The sequence below is a fragment of the Anoxybacillus flavithermus genome, assembly GCF_002742685.1.
GTDB classification, from domain to species: domain Bacteria; phylum Bacillota; class Bacilli; order Bacillales; family Anoxybacillaceae; genus Anoxybacillus; species Anoxybacillus flavithermus_E.
The window spans coordinates 56,568-70,489 of the sequence record NZ_PEDM01000004.1 but is presented as its reverse complement, the minus strand read 5'-3'; the positions used below and the strand labels follow the sequence as shown (position 1 = coordinate 70,489).

The following is a 13,922-nucleotide window of genomic DNA, read 5'->3' as shown; positions in this document are numbered from 1 at the left end:
ATTATTATAAAACAAACCGTAGGACAAAATATAGACTAAACAAAAGAAAAAAAGAACTGGAAACGCCCAGCTCATAAAGGGAATAATAGTTTACATGCAAATAAAAGTAAAATAGCGCCGCCTAACGCTTCGCTATATGTACCTAACCAACGTTGAAAACGGCGCCCAAGAAGCAACCCCATCCACGTCAACACCATGCTCGTCAATCCGAATGCAATCACCGCAAATACGACTTCTACCCCGTAAATACCTAAACTTAATCCAACAGAAAAACTGTCGAGGCTCACGCTAAACGCAAATAAAAACAAACCGATGCCAACAGGCCTCAACCAACGTTCTTGTTCATGATGAAAGGAAGCGATGACCATCTGCAAACCGAGAATAAACAACAATGCTCCTCCGATATATGTCGCTGTATGCCCTAGCTGAATAGACAACAATCGACCGATCGCCATCCCAGCTAAAGGCATGACAATATGAAAAAAGCCTACCGTTAATCCAATGTAGGCAATTTGCTTCAAACGGAGCTGAAGCAATCCCATACCAAGGCTGACTGAAAATGCATCCATCCCCAACGCAAATGCCATCATCGCTAATGTGATCATTTCACCAATCATACAAATGCCTCCTTAGGACGTGCCCTCACGCTAACATATGCACGCTCTAAGGAGTTTAGACGTTATTTTTCCATCATTTGTTCATATCCTGCTGCCTTTAATAATCGGTTCATAATGGCTACACCCATTCCTTCATGCGGGAAAGACTCACTATAAATGATATCCACATTCGTTTCATCAAACGCTCGCAGTACATCATATAGCTGTCGAGCAACCGTTCGTAAATCGTTGCGTTGCCCACACGGAATGACGATATCCGCTTCATACGCATGACGTTTTTCTTCCGTTGTCAATACTCCTACTTTAAAACCATTGGCACGTTTTTCGTTGACAAGTTGTTGCAAAAATGTCGAAGAACCGTGGACAACAACTAGCGGAGCTTTCGGGGCGTAATGTGTATATTTCATCCCCGGAGATTTCGGCACCGCTTCTTTTTCCACAAGCGCGCGGTCGATATCCACAACTCCGATGACTCGTTCAATGTCCTCTTTCGTCACACCACCCGGTCGTAAAATGGTCGGGATTGCTGTCGTGCAGTCAATAACCGTCGATTCAACCCCAACACCCGTCGGTCCTCCATCAACAATGGCTGCAATACGACCATCTAAGTCATCAAGCACATGCTTTGCCGTCGTCGGACTCGGTCTGCCTGAACGATTGGCGCTCGGTGCAGCGATTGGAAGCCTGCTTGCTTCGATAAGCGCAAGGGCAATCGGATGATTCGGCATGCGCACGGCTACCGTATTTAACCCTGCTGTTACGCGGGGAGAGACTGCATCTTTTTTTGGAAGGACTAGTGTCAACGGACCAGGCCAAAAATGCTCTATCAATGTGTATGCAACAGGAGGAATGTCGCAAGCAATATCGTGCAATTGTTCTGTCGTTGCAATGTGGACAATGAGTGGATTATCGCTCGGTCTCCCTTTCGCTACAAAAATGTTTTCCACAGCCGCTGTGGACATGGCGTTCGCACCAAGTCCGTACACTGTTTCTGTCGGAAAAGCGACAAGGTCACCTCGTTGTAAATACGACGCTGCTTGTGTAATTTGTGGACAACTGTTTAAGTCATCCACATTTTTATCCACAAAAAACACATGTGTTTTCAACATTTTCACCTCATACATATTCAAGTTGCTTGTTTATTTATTGATATTTTACAAGCATTCCAAAGCCACTTCTTTCATGAGTATAAAAGATTCATACAAAATACTCAACAACTGTCCACAAATTGTGGATATGTTGTTCTTTTTTGTTGATAATTTTGTGGATATGTTATTGCATGAGCGTTTTCCATACTTCCACGACGAAAAATTTCACTTTTATTTGCTGTTCGTCTTCCACGACAAGCGGTTGTTCGTCAATTCGTTCTTGTTGCTCTATTTGCTTTTCCACAGGACGAACGGCTTCACCTGTGGAAAAATCGAGAAAACAGAGCGGTGGGAATAAAACGCACCACCAGTTTGCCCCCTCACCTTTGCCGAGCGTAATTAATACGGCATCGTACTCCCCAGCTGGATATACGTATGAACCGTATATTTTCGTTGGAAATGATACACGCCCAAACGTCACGTTGTAAGACTGATCGCTCTTCTTCTCATGAAGAACGCGAGCGACCGTTTGTTCAATGTCTGGCACATGTTGGGCAATGACTTGCTTTGCTTCTTCAAATGACGTTAAGTCGCTTACCCATGTCGTAATTTGTTCATTTACTGCGTCACGAACCGCGCGTTTTAACGCTTGATCCCCTGGCGAATCGCTATTTGCTAAAATGCGCAACCGTACCGCTTCGTTTGGAATCACAACGTCGCTTTGCGCCTCTGTTTGTTGCCCATATATTGTGACAATGCCACCAATCATCACGATCGTCATATATAAAATGATAACGTATTTGTTCATTGTTTCCCTCCCCTTTCTTGTTATGCATTGTAACCAGAAAGAGAGGTTGATAAACTATGAAAATGAAAAAATATAAAAAAGCTTCCGATGCTACTCGGAAGCGAGATCCGCGATGACGATGCGCTCCTTGCTGTTTATGTCAAAAAGAACGTCAACATGCGCGGAAGGAAACGTTTGCTGTAACATCGTTTGTACCGCCTGCCCTTGTCCGTGACCGATTTCAAATGCAATTAGTGCTTGCGAGGTAACTACGTGTGGCAATTGTTCCATCAAGCGACGATAAAATAACAAGCCATCTTCGCCACCAACAAGCGCACGAAGCGGTTCTTTTTGTACGACGGGCGATAATGTCGGGATGTCAGACGATGGAATATATGGCGGATTAGAAACGACAACATCCACTTGTATGCCACGGTCGATGATCGGTTGCAGTAAATCCCCCTCTAACCAATGAACGCGAGCGCCAAGCTGATCGGCATTTCGCTTCGCCACTTCAAGCGATGAAGCAGAAATGTCCACGCCGTACACATGCCACGTTGGTCGCTCTAACGACAACGTCACGGCAATCGCTCCGCTTCCCGTTCCGACATCAACGACGGAAAGCGTCTTTTCGATTGTTCGGGCAAGCACATGAGAAACAAGCTCTTCTGTTTCTGGGCGCGGAATTAATACGTGTTCATTGACGATAAACGTCCGCCCATAAAATTGTTCATATCCGATTAAATATTGAATCGGGATATGTTCAAGCGCATGTTTTTTTACATCCGCCATAAATGTTTGTTTACACGTTTCATCGATTGGCGCGCGCAAATTAGCAAATAGTTGCGCACGCGTCATTTGTAAGTGGTGGCGCAGCAGCCATTCCGCGGCCGTTTCTTCCTTCCCGTGCTCTCGGAAAAAAGAAGAAGCCCACCGAAGGACTTCATATATTTTACTGCTCATTGTTCGCTTGCTCCAATTTTTTCGATTGATCGTCTAAAATGAGCGCATCAATAATTTCGTCTAACTTTCCTTCTAACACTTGATCAAGTTTTTGAATCGTTAAACCAATACGATGATCGGTGACGCGATTTTGAGGAAAGTTGTACGTGCGAATGCGTTCAGAACGATCGCCTGTTCCGACCGCTTGTTTGCGCGTTTGGTCGTATTCGGCACGCGCTTCTTGTTGGTATTTATCGTAAATGCGCGCACGCAATACTTTCATCGCTTTTTCTTTATTTTTAATTTGCGATTTTTCGTCTTGGCACGATACGACGATACCCGTTGGAATGTGGGTCAAACGAACAGCCGACATCGTCGTATTGACGCTTTGTCCGCCCGGGCCACTTGAAGCAAACGTGTCAACGCGAATATCTTTTTCGTTAATTTCAATTTCGATTTCTTCCATCTCTGGCAAGCACGCAACTGTCGCGGTTGACGTATGAATGCGTCCGCCTGATTCTGTCTCTGGTACGCGTTGAACGCGATGGGCACCGTTTTCAAATTTTAATTTTGAATATGCCCCTTTTCCTTGAATCATAAAGATGATTTCTTTATAGCCGCCAAGTCCTGTCGGATGTGCTTCAATCACTTCTGTTTTCCATCCTTGCGATTCCGCATAACGCGTATACATGCGATATAAATCGCCTGCAAAAAGCGCAGCTTCCTCTCCACCTGCTGCTCCCCGAATTTCCATAATGACGTTTTTATCGTCATTCGGATCTTTCGGAAGCAACAATACTTTTAACTTTTCAACAAGCTGTTCCTCACGCTCTTCTAGTTCGCTAATTTCTTCTTTCACCATGTCGCGCATATCTGGGTCAAGCTTTTCTTCAAGCATCGCTTTCGCATCCGCCAACTGTTCGCGCACCGATTTATATTCGCGATACGTTTGTACCGTTTCCGCTAAATCGGACTGTTCTTTTGAATAATCACGTAATTTTTTCGGGTCATTTAATACTTCTGGATCCATTAATAGTTCATTTAGTTTTTCATAACGGGCTTCTACTGCCTGTAAACGATCGAACATTTTTCTCACCTCGACTTTTCATTATATCATAAACGACCATACGAAAAAACTCGCCCTTATGGACGAGTCGCTGTTTCTGTAATTGTTTTATTTTTAGCAGGATGATCAGGCACTTCGTGATGATGGCGGCAACGTGGTTCGTACGATTCGCTTGCGCCAATTAAAATGACGGGATCGTTATATGACGCTGGACGGCCGTTAATGAGTCGCTGCGTGCGCGATGCGGGAGAGCCACAGACGGTACAAACAGCTTGTAGTTTTGTCACCGATTCAGCGATAGACATTAACGTTGGAACAGGTCCAAAAGGTTCACCGCGAAAATCTTGATCTAAACCAGCGACAATGACGCGATATCCTTCATCGGCGAGCTGTTGAACAACATCAACGATATGTTCATCAAAAAATTGCACTTCATCAATTGCCACAACGTCCGTACTTGCGGAGATGTGTTTTCGAATGTCCGACGCACACGACACCGGAATAGCAATCACAGACGTTCCATTATGAGAAACAACAGCTTCTTCGCTATATCGATTATCGATCGCTGGCTTAAACACTTTCACTTCTTGCTTTGCAAATTGGGCACGGCGCACGCGGCGAATAAGTTCTTCCGATTTCCCAGAAAACATGCTTCCGCAAATGACTTCGAGCCAGCCGGATTGCTTCATGACATACATCAGGGCGTCTCCTTTCTTTCAAGCTTTCACGAAAAAAACAGGCAAGTGAAAAATGTTCGCTTGCCTGTTTTCATGACATACGGATTACTTAAGGCCGTATTTTTTGTTAAATTTATCAACACGTCCTGCAGCAGAAGCGAATTTTTGACGTCCTGTGTAGAATGGATGGCACGCCGAGCAAATTTCTACGCGCACTTCATCTTTTACAGAACCGCTCTCAAACTCGTTTCCACACGCGCATTTAACCATCACTTTTTTATAGTTTGGATGGATTCCTGCTTTCATCTCATTTCATCTCCTTCCGCCCTGAATCTTTTCGAAACAGAGTTTATATGCAATGAAAAACACACATGATAAAATTATAACAATCGTCCCGTTGTTTTGCAACTATCCATTTATAACCGTTTTAAATTTCCGGCTGTTTTCCACTCTTCATCTAACATCGCAAAAAACTCTTCGTTCGTCTTTGTTTGCTTTAATCGGTGAATAAACCGCTCAATAAAGTCTGGCGTATCTGACATCGTCTTACGAATCGCCCACAATTTTTCTAAATGTTCTCTCGGGATTAACAATTCTTCTTTCCGTGTACCCGAACGACGAATGTCGATAGCAGGGAAAATACGTTTTTCGGCTAATGAACGGTCGAGGTGCAGCTCCATATTTCCTGTCCCTTTAAATTCTTCGTAAATGACATCGTCCATGCGCGAGCCGGTATCGACAAGGGCAGTCGCTAAAATCGTTAAGCTGCCGCCTTCTTCAATGTTTCGCGCCGCTCCGAAAAACCGTTTCGGACGGTGGAATGCAGCCGGATCAATTCCCCCTGAAAGCGTTCGTCCGCTTGGCGGAATGACTAAGTTGTAGGCGCGCGCTAAACGCGTAATACTATCCATTAAAATGACAACGTCACGTTTATGCTCAACAAGACGCATCGCACGTTCAAGCACAAGCTCCGCCACTTTAATATGATTTTCTGGTACTTCATCAAACGTCGAGCTCACGACATCCGCCGATACAGAACGTTCAATATCCGTCACCTCTTCTGGACGCTCATCAATGAGTAAGACGATGAGCTCAACATCTGGGTGATTTGTTGTAATGCTGTTGGCAATTTCTTTCAACAACATCGTTTTTCCCGCTTTTGGAGGCGCGACAATTAAACCGCGCTGACCGAATCCGATCGGAGCAATCAAATCGATAAGACGAGTAGATAGTTTGTCCGGTGTCGTTTCTAGCTTCATTTGTCGGTTTGGATAAAGCGGCGTAAGCGCTGGGAAGTGAACGCGCTCTTTTGCGATTTCTGGGTCTTCACCGTTTACTGCTTCGACGTGCAACAAACCGAAATACCGTTCGTTTTCTTTTGGCGGGCGCACTTTCCCTGATACTTTATCACCGTTACGCAGATCAAAGCGGCGAATTTGCGATGCGGAAATATAAATATCTTCTGAACTAGGGGAATAGTTAATTGGACGTAAAAAACCAAACCCTTCTGATTGAATAATTTCAAGCACGCCTTCCATGAAAAAAAGACCGTCTTGTTCCGCGCGCGCTTTTAAAATGGCAAAAATTAATTCTTTTTTTGTCAGTTTACTGTAATATGATATTTTGTATTGACGAGCTAATTCATATAGCTCTTTAATCGTCATATTTTCTAGCGTTGCAATCGTTAAATCTCCTAACTCCATACTTACACCACTCTTTTATTTATTTTCATGAATTGCTCTTTGGGTTGGAAACAGCGAAGATGAAAAGATGATTACAAGAAGAAACGTAACACGACTATTTTACCCTTTTTTTATATTGTCAATCAATAGAAAAAGAGCGAGAGCGCGAAAAGTTCGCGCATCCCGCGATTATTTGATCACAAGGTTCGGCTTTTTCCTTAAGCTGTGGCGTCCTTCGATAAAACGAACGGTACCTGATTTTGCACGCATAACAACGGAGTGGGTTTCACCATATGCACCTTTAAATTGTACACCCCTTAGCAATTCTCCGTCCGTTACGCCTGTTGCCGCAAAAATGGCGTCGTCCCCTTTGACGAGATCTTCCATGCGCAATACACGGTTCACGTCAATACCCATTTTTTTACATCTTTCCAATTCAGCATCGTTTTGTGGCAGTAGTTTTCCTTGGATTTCTCCACCGAGGCACTTAAGCGCAACAGCCGCTAATACCCCTTCTGGTGCGCCTCCCGAACCAAATAAAATGTCTACACCTGTATGATCAAACGCTGTATTAATCGCAGCGGCGACGTCACCGTCATTAATGAGCTTAATGCGTGCACCTGCTTCGCGCAATTCCGCAATAATACGCTCGTGGCGTGGACGATTTAAAATAATCGCCACAACGTCTTCAATATCTTTATTTTTCGCTTTAGCAACAGCTTTTAAATTATCGATAATTGGCGCGTTAATGTCGATCATGCCGACCGCTTCTGGCCCAACCGCAATTTTGTCCATGTACATATCTGGCGCATGAAGCAAATTGCCGTGATCCGCCACAGCGACGACCGCTAACGCGTTCCATCCACCAGAAGCGACGATGTTCGTTCCTTCAAGCGGATCAACTGCCACATCAACGCGTGGACCGTAACCGTTGCCAAGCTTTTCCCCAATGTATAACATCGGTGCTTCGTCCATTTCCCCTTCACCGATGACAACCGTTCCTTTCATTGGGACTGTATCAAATACATCGCGCATCGCAGATGTGGCTGCTTCATCTGCTTCATCTTTTTTGCCACGCCCCATCCAGCGGGCCGCAGCTAAGGCAGCTGCTTCTGTTACACGGACAAGCTCCATCGATAAACTTCTTTCCATCGTTTCTCCCTCTCCCCTTTGTTGCATTATGTGCTCTTCAGCTGCTCGATTTCTTGCTCTGTCATTTTTTCACGCCAAATCGTCGCGCCAAGGTTGACAAGTTTGTCAACTAAGTTGCTGTAGCCACGATCAATATGTTCTAACCCTGTAATTTCTGTAACCCCTTCAGCCATTAATCCAGCGACAACAAGTGCAGCTCCTGCGCGCAAATCAGTGGCACGCACTTTTGCCCCTTGTAGTCGGGATGGACCTGTAATGATCGCTGAACGCCCCTCGACTTTCACGTTCGCATTCATGCGCCGCAATTCATCAATATGTTTAAATCGGGCACTATAAATTGTATCCGTCACAATGCTCGTCCCAGACGCTTTCGTTAATAGTGAAGTGAATGGCTGTTGTAAATCAGTCGGAAAGCCAGGGTACACGAGCGTTTTAATGTCGACAGCACGAAGATGATCTTTCGTCGCAATAAAAATTTGGTCATCGCTCGTTTCCACAACAACGCCCATTTCTCGCATTTTTGCAATGACCGCTTCTAAATGTTGCGGAATGACGTTGTCAATGATCATTTCTTTCCCCATAGCCGCACCGATAATCATATACGTTCCCGCTTCAATGCGATCTGGAATAATGGAATGGCGGCAACCGTGCAACTGTTCTACACCGTCAATGCGAATGACGTCTGTTCCTGCCCCTTTAATGCGCGCACCCATGTTCGTCAATAGCGTTGCAACATCAATAATTTCTGGCTCTTTTGCCGCGTTTTCAATAATCGTTCGTCCTTTTGCTAAGACGGCAGCTAACATAATGTTAATCGTCGCTCCAACGCTGACAACGTCCAAATAAATGCGCGCTCCACGAAGCTCTTCCGCCCGTAAATAAATCGCTCCTTGCTCGTTAGTCACTTTCGCCCCAAGCGCCTCAAATCCTTTAATGTGCTGATCAATGGGGCGCGGTCCTAGATGGCAACCGCCCGGAAGTCCGATGACCGCTTTTTTAAAACGTCCAAGCATCGCGCCCATCAAGTAATATGACGCGCGCAATTTTTTTACTTTTCCGTTCGGTAAAGGCATGGAAACGATATGCGACGGGTCAATGACGACTTCGTTTTCGTCAAAGTGAAATGTACCGCCAATTTCTTCAATTAACTGTCCTAACACATGAACGTCTGAAATGTTCGGCAACCCTTCAATGACTACAGGTGAGTTTGCTAAAATAGCGGCTGGAATGAGCGCGACGGCGCTATTTTTCGCTCCACTAATGCGCACGGAGCCTTGAAGGAGGTCACCGCCGACAATTTTTAACTTTTCCATATGTGTCTCCCTTCTCGCAAAGCGTCCTAGAACGCGACGGAAAACTGCTCAATCATTATTTTTGGTTTGCTTTATTCCAGTCTGCTAAAAACTTTTCGATACCTTGATCTGTAAGCGGATGTTTAAATAGTTGCATAAGCACGTTGTAAGGAACTGTCGCAATGTGTGCCCCTTTTAATGCTGCCTCTGTCACATGTTGTGGATGACGGATCGATGCCGCGATAATTTCTGTATCAATGTCGTGAATGGCGAAAATGTTTGCGATCGTTTCAATTAACTCTAAGCCGTTATGGCCGATATCGTCTAAGCGGCCTAAAAACGGCGATACGTATGTCGCACCAGCACGCGCCGCTAGCAACGCTTGATTCGCACTAAAAATGAGCGTGACATTCGTTTTAATTCCTTTTTCGCTAAATACTTTTACTGCCTTTAACCCTTCTGGCGTCATCGGCACTTTAATCGTAATGTTCGGTGCGATTTTCGCTAATTCTTCCCCTTCTGCAATCATTCCTTCTGCATCCGTTGCGATTACTTCGGCACTAACGGAACCGGAAACGAGAGAAGTAATTTCACGAAGACGATCGTGGAACGATACGTTTTCTTTTGCGACGAGGCTTGGGTTTGTTGTTACCCCCGCTAAAATGCCTAGTTCATGGGCGTGGCGAATTTCATCAATATTTGCCGTGTCAATAAAAAATTTCATAATTTTCAACCTCCTAAACGCTTTCAAAAATGAAATGAAACAAAACCGCCCGCTTCAGCAAGGCTGAAACGGTGCGGCTTGTATTACAACGCTTTACCAGAAGAACCGAATTCGCGCATTTTCCCAATGACTGTTTCTTTAATCGCATCGCGACCAGGGCCGAGGAATTTGCGTGGATCGTACACTTTTTCATCTTTCGCTAGCACTTCGCGCACAACTTTTGTAAATGCCATTTGGTTTTCTGTATTGACGTTAATTTTAGATGTACCGAGCGAAATGGCACGTTGAATTTGTTCTGTCGGGATACCTGTTCCGCCGTGTAAAACGAGCGGTACACCTGTACGATCGCGGATTTCTTCCATCTCTTTAAAACCTAATTTTGGTTCGCCTTTGTATGGACCGTGCACAGAACCGAGCGCCGGCGCTAAACAGTCGATGCCTGTACGCTTCACAAGCTCTTCGCACTCATCTGGATTTGCATAAATAATTCCTTCTGCAACAACATCATCTTCTTGTCCGCCGACTGTTCCTAGCTCCGCTTCAACGGATACGCCACGCGCATGAGCATACTCAACAACTTTTGTTGTAATTTCAACGTTTTCTTCAAACGGATGATGTGATGCGTCGATCATGACTGATGTAAATCCAGCGTCAATCGCTGCTTTACATTTTTCAAAGCTCGAACCGTGGTCAAGGTGAATCGCGACAGGAACAGTAATGTTCATGTCTTCCATTAATCCTTTCACCATGTTCACAATCGTTTTGAAGCCGCCCATGTAGCGAGCTGCTCCTTCAGACACGCCAAGGATCACAGGAGATTTTTCTTCTTCCGCTGCTGCTAAAATAGCTTGCGTCCATTCTAAATTGTTGATATTAAACTGACCGACCGCATACTTGCCTGCCAATGCTTGTTTAAGCATTTCCGTCATTGAAACTAAAGGCATCGTTAAATCCTCCTTAAATTAGCCATTGTTCACTATCCGAAAGCGCCTTTCACATGTACAATGACCAAAATACGACAATTTTATACAAGACGACCTCGAATAGTATGTACATTATAAGAATAACAAACTTTGTTTCCACACATCAACCTTATTCACCGAAACGAACAAAACTTTGTGAAAAAAGTTCAAAAAGCTGTCAATGGTTAACCAATATATTTTTTCACTGCGTCGCGCATATCGTCTATATCAAAAGGTTTCGCAAAATGTGTCAGCGCACCGAGTTTTTTCGTCTCATGAATCATATCGAGTTCTCCGTAAGCTGTCATGACGATAACTTTTACATGTTCATTCATCTCTTTCATTTTCTTTAAAATTTCGACTCCGTCCATGCCCGGAATTTTCATATCTAACAATACTAAATCTGGGGAGTGCTTCGCAAACAAATCGAGCGCTTGAACACCGTTTGCAGCTTGATACGTTTCGTATCCTTCTTTTTGAAATACTTCGTTTAATAAAATGCGAATGCCGAATTGGTCGTCCACAATCAAAATCTTCCCCGCCATGATAAACACCTCTATTTTCTCTTTTTCATATGTAAAGCTCTTATTTTTTATTATCGTATCATTATTTCGAAATTTTTACCATTTATCCTGCTTCATGTTCGAATTTTGATCATTTTTTTATTTTTTAATATAATGAACACTAAACAAAACGTCGCATGAAAAGGGGATTTACCATGTTAAAAATATTATCGACGCAACTTACAGGGGTATTTCAACGAATAAGCGCCCAAGAAGAACAGCAGTTTGAAGATGCTGCGCGTTTACTTGCACAAGCAGTCATTAGTAACGGAACGATTTTTATTTACGGCATTAATGAAATGGAAGCAGTTGTCGCGGAAGCGCTACATGGAGCTGAAAAGTTACCAAACGTAAAACAGTTCAACATGAAAGAAGTGACAACCGCCGATCGCGTGCTTATCGTTTCACGCTTTTGCACAGATGAAGAAGCGATTCGCATCGCAAAACAGCTTCACGAACAAAACATATGGACGATCGGTATGTCATCTATCGCAGAGGACACGAAACCGTCGCTCGTTGATTATGTCGATGTACATATTGATTTATGTTTAAAACAACCGCTCGTTCCAACAGAAGATGGTACACGCGTTGGCTTTCCTGCTGCGATTGCCGCTTTATTTGCTTATCATAGCTTAGCGCTCATGACGCAAGAAATCGTTGCCGAATATGAATAAGAGGATGCCCATATCGGACATCCTCTATTATTTTTCTAGCGATGCGCGAATAAATTCGCGGAAAAGTGGTTGCGGGCGCGTCGGACGAGATGTAAACTCTGGATGGAACTGCGCGGCAACAAACCATGGATGATCTTTCAATTCGATAATTTCTACAAGACGTCCATCTGGGCTTGTTCCGGAAAAGACAAAACCATTTTCCTCCATCATCGTACGATATTCATTGTTAAATTCATAACGATGGCGATGGCGCTCATAAATGACTTCATCTTGATATGCTTCGTACGCTTTCGTTCCCTCAACGAGCTTGCACGGATACAAGCCGAGACGAAGCGTTCCCCCTAAATCTTCGATATCTTTTTGCTCTGGCAATAAGTCGATAATCGGATGTGGTGTGTTTGGATTAATTTCTGCTGAATGGGCATCTTTTAATCCGACGACATGACGAGCAAACTCCACAGATGCTAACTGCATACCTAAACAAATGCCAAGGAACGGAATGCGTTGCTCACGCGCATAGCGAATCGCCTCAATTTTTCCTTCAATACCACGGTCGCCAAATCCACCTGGAACGAGAATACCATTTACTCCTTGAAGCAACTGCGCCACATTATCGCGATCGACATGCTCTGAGTTAATCCAACGAATGTCTATATCCGCATCAAACGCATATCCTGCATGACGTAACGCTTCCACGACAGAAATGTACGCATCTTGAAGTTCAACGTATTTTCCAACGAGCGCAATCGTTGTTTTGTTTGATAAATTGCGCACTTTTTCGACGAGTGCGATCCATTCTGTCATATCCGCTTCGTTACAATTTAGTTTTAAATGTTCGCAAACGATTTGATCGAGCTTTTGTTCTTGAAGCATAAGCGGAACGGCATATAGTGTATCGGCATCGCGCGCTTCAATGACCGCTTTCGGATCAATGTCACAGAATAAAGCAATTTTATCTTTCATATCTTGAGACATCGGCATTTCTGTGCGCACGACGATGACGTTTGGCTGAATGCCTAAGCTGCGCAATTCTTTGACGCTATGTTGCGTCGGTTTCGTTTTCATTTCACCTGCCGCTTTAATGTACGGCACAAGCGTACAATGAATGTACATCACATTGTCGCGACCGACGTCGCTTTTAATTTGACGAATCGCTTCTAAAAACGGAAGAGATTCGATGTCGCCAACCGTTCCGCCAATTTCCGTAATGACGACATCAGCATTCGTTTCACGTCCTGCCCTAAACACACGTTCTTTAATTTCGTTTGTAATGTGCGGAATAACTTGTACTGTTCCGCCTAAATAGTCGCCACGGCGTTCCTTTTTCAATACCGTCGAATAAATTTTTCCTGTTGTTACGTTGCTGTATTTGTTCAAATTAATGTCAATAAAACGCTCATAATGGCCTAAATCTAAGTCTGTTTCCGCGCCGTCATCTGTGACAAACACTTCTCCGTGTTGATACGGACTCATCGTTCCTGGGTCAACGTTAATGTACGGATCAAATTTTTGAATCGTTACTTTCAAGCCGCGATTTTTTAATAAGCGACCGAGTGAAGCAGCCGTAATTCCTTTCCCAAGCGATGATACGACGCCGCCTGTTACAAAAATATATTTTGTCATGAAACCTTCCCCCTCAACTCATTTAGAATAGTTACATTTTGTGCGAATTCGGGGAAAAATAAAAACGCTCCGC

General features: G+C 44.1%; 15 protein-coding genes. 1 reads left to right on the top strand and 14 read right to left on the bottom strand.

What is annotated here, in order from left to right:
• Positions 1-71 precede the first annotated feature (71 nt).
• The 13 genes from CS060_RS03805 to CS060_RS03745 form a co-directional block, all read right to left on the bottom strand.
• Positions 72-617, bottom strand: a complete 546-nt coding sequence (locus CS060_RS03805) for a manganese efflux pump MntP (protein ID WP_035049373.1) — start codon at positions 615-617, stop codon at positions 72-74.
• A gap of 62 nt (positions 618-679) precedes the next feature.
• Entirely contained in the window at positions 680-1,741 is a 1,062-nt protein-coding gene (locus CS060_RS03800; RefSeq protein WP_052025613.1) for an L-threonylcarbamoyladenylate synthase, read from the bottom strand.
• A 148-nt stretch (positions 1,742-1,889) separates the two neighbouring features.
• A complete protein-coding gene (gene spoIIR, locus CS060_RS03795; protein WP_035049368.1) occupies positions 1,890-2,513 on the bottom strand; it encodes a stage II sporulation protein R in 624 nt (207 codons plus the stop codon).
• A gap of 90 nt (positions 2,514-2,603) precedes the next feature.
• On the bottom strand, positions 2,604-3,455 hold the full coding sequence (gene prmC, locus CS060_RS03790) for a peptide chain release factor N(5)-glutamine methyltransferase (protein ID WP_035049366.1): 852 nt from the start codon (positions 3,453-3,455) through the stop codon (positions 2,604-2,606).
• Entirely contained in the window at positions 3,445-4,521 is a 1,077-nt protein-coding gene (gene prfA, locus CS060_RS03785) for a peptide chain release factor 1 (RefSeq protein ID WP_006320978.1), read from the bottom strand. The genes prmC and prfA overlap by 11 nt, the downstream gene beginning before the upstream one ends.
• A 56-nt stretch (positions 4,522-4,577) precedes the next feature.
• A complete protein-coding gene (locus CS060_RS03780) occupies positions 4,578-5,198 on the bottom strand; it encodes a thymidine kinase (protein WP_035049364.1) in 621 nt (206 codons plus the stop codon).
• Between the two features lie 84 nt (positions 5,199-5,282).
• Complete coding sequence (gene rpmE, locus CS060_RS03775; protein WP_003397039.1) at positions 5,283-5,483, bottom strand: 50S ribosomal protein L31; 201 nt, start codon at positions 5,481-5,483, stop codon at positions 5,283-5,285.
• A 110-nt stretch (positions 5,484-5,593) separates the two neighbouring features.
• The gene (rho, locus tag CS060_RS03770; protein WP_035049362.1) at positions 5,594-6,880 is read right to left on the bottom strand and encodes a transcription termination factor Rho; all 1,287 of its coding nucleotides are present in this window, start codon (positions 6,878-6,880) and stop codon (positions 5,594-5,596) included.
• A 168-nt stretch (positions 6,881-7,048) separates the two neighbouring features.
• Complete coding sequence (gene glpX / locus CS060_RS03765; RefSeq protein WP_035049359.1) at positions 7,049-8,011, bottom strand: class II fructose-bisphosphatase; 963 nt, start codon at positions 8,009-8,011, stop codon at positions 7,049-7,051.
• A gap of 26 nt (positions 8,012-8,037) precedes the next feature.
• On the bottom strand, positions 8,038-9,324 hold the full coding sequence (murA, locus tag CS060_RS03760) for a UDP-N-acetylglucosamine 1-carboxyvinyltransferase (protein WP_035049357.1): 1,287 nt from the start codon (positions 9,322-9,324) through the stop codon (positions 8,038-8,040).
• 55 nt (positions 9,325-9,379) lie between these two features.
• A complete protein-coding gene (fsa, locus tag CS060_RS03755; protein ID WP_009360980.1) occupies positions 9,380-10,027 on the bottom strand; it encodes a fructose-6-phosphate aldolase in 648 nt (215 codons plus the stop codon).
• Between the two features lie 83 nt (positions 10,028-10,110).
• Positions 10,111-10,971, bottom strand: a complete 861-nt coding sequence (locus tag CS060_RS03750) for a class II fructose-bisphosphate aldolase (RefSeq protein ID WP_021094333.1) — start codon at positions 10,969-10,971, stop codon at positions 10,111-10,113.
• A gap of 203 nt (positions 10,972-11,174) precedes the next feature.
• Positions 11,175-11,534, bottom strand: a complete 360-nt coding sequence (locus CS060_RS03745; RefSeq protein ID WP_009360982.1) for a response regulator — start codon at positions 11,532-11,534, stop codon at positions 11,175-11,177.
• Positions 11,535-11,707: 173 nt separating this feature from the next.
• Between CS060_RS03745 and CS060_RS03740 the strand changes: the two genes are divergently transcribed.
• Positions 11,708-12,226 (top strand): DUF2529 domain-containing protein, encoded by a 519-nt coding sequence (locus CS060_RS03740; protein ID WP_035049353.1) that lies wholly within the window; start codon positions 11,708-11,710, stop codon positions 12,224-12,226.
• A 27-nt stretch (positions 12,227-12,253) separates the two neighbouring features.
• On the opposite strand, the gene pyrG is transcribed toward CS060_RS03740, so the two are convergent.
• Positions 12,254-13,849, bottom strand: a complete 1,596-nt coding sequence (gene pyrG / locus CS060_RS03735; RefSeq protein WP_035049351.1) for a CTP synthase — start codon at positions 13,847-13,849, stop codon at positions 12,254-12,256.
• Positions 13,850-13,922 lie beyond the last annotated feature (73 nt).

Excerpts from the sequence above, each read along its gene's own strand:
- rpmE (WP_003397039.1), bottom strand. The coding sequence starts at position 5,483 with ATGAAAGCAGGAATCCATCCAAACTATAAAAAAGTGATGGTTAAATGC.
- CS060_RS03750 (WP_021094333.1), bottom strand. The coding sequence starts at position 10,971 with ATGCCTTTAGTTTCAATGACGGAAATGCTTAAACAAGCATTGGCAGGC.
- spoIIR (WP_035049368.1), bottom strand. The coding sequence starts at position 2,513 with ATGAACAAATACGTTATCATTTTATATATGACGATCGTGATGATTGGT.
- CS060_RS03740 (WP_035049353.1), top strand. The coding sequence starts at position 11,708 with ATGTTAAAAATATTATCGACGCAACTTACAGGGGTATTTCAACGAATA.
- CS060_RS03745 (WP_009360982.1), bottom strand. The coding sequence starts at position 11,534 with ATGGCGGGGAAGATTTTGATTGTGGACGACCAATTCGGCATTCGCATT.
- murA (WP_035049357.1), bottom strand. The coding sequence starts at position 9,324 with ATGGAAAAGTTAAAAATTGTCGGCGGTGACCTCCTTCAAGGCTCCGTG.
- glpX (WP_035049359.1), bottom strand. The coding sequence starts at position 8,011 with ATGGAAAGAAGTTTATCGATGGAGCTTGTCCGTGTAACAGAAGCAGCT.
- CS060_RS03800 (WP_052025613.1), bottom strand. The coding sequence starts at position 1,741 with ATGTATGAGGTGAAAATGTTGAAAACACATGTGTTTTTTGTGGATAAA.
- CS060_RS03805 (WP_035049373.1), bottom strand. The coding sequence starts at position 617 with ATGATTGGTGAAATGATCACATTAGCGATGATGGCATTTGCGTTGGGG.
- prmC (WP_035049366.1), bottom strand. The coding sequence starts at position 3,455 with ATGAGCAGTAAAATATATGAAGTCCTTCGGTGGGCTTCTTCTTTTTTC.
- CS060_RS03780 (WP_035049364.1), bottom strand. The coding sequence starts at position 5,198 with ATGTATGTCATGAAGCAATCCGGCTGGCTCGAAGTCATTTGCGGAAGC.
- fsa (WP_009360980.1), bottom strand. The coding sequence starts at position 10,027 with ATGAAATTTTTTATTGACACGGCAAATATTGATGAAATTCGCCACGCC.
- prfA (WP_006320978.1), bottom strand. The coding sequence starts at position 4,521 with ATGTTCGATCGTTTACAGGCAGTAGAAGCCCGTTATGAAAAACTAAAT.
- rho (WP_035049362.1), bottom strand. The coding sequence starts at position 6,880 with ATGGAGTTAGGAGATTTAACGATTGCAACGCTAGAAAATATGACGATT.
- pyrG (WP_035049351.1), bottom strand. The coding sequence starts at position 13,849 with ATGACAAAATATATTTTTGTAACAGGCGGCGTCGTATCATCGCTTGGG.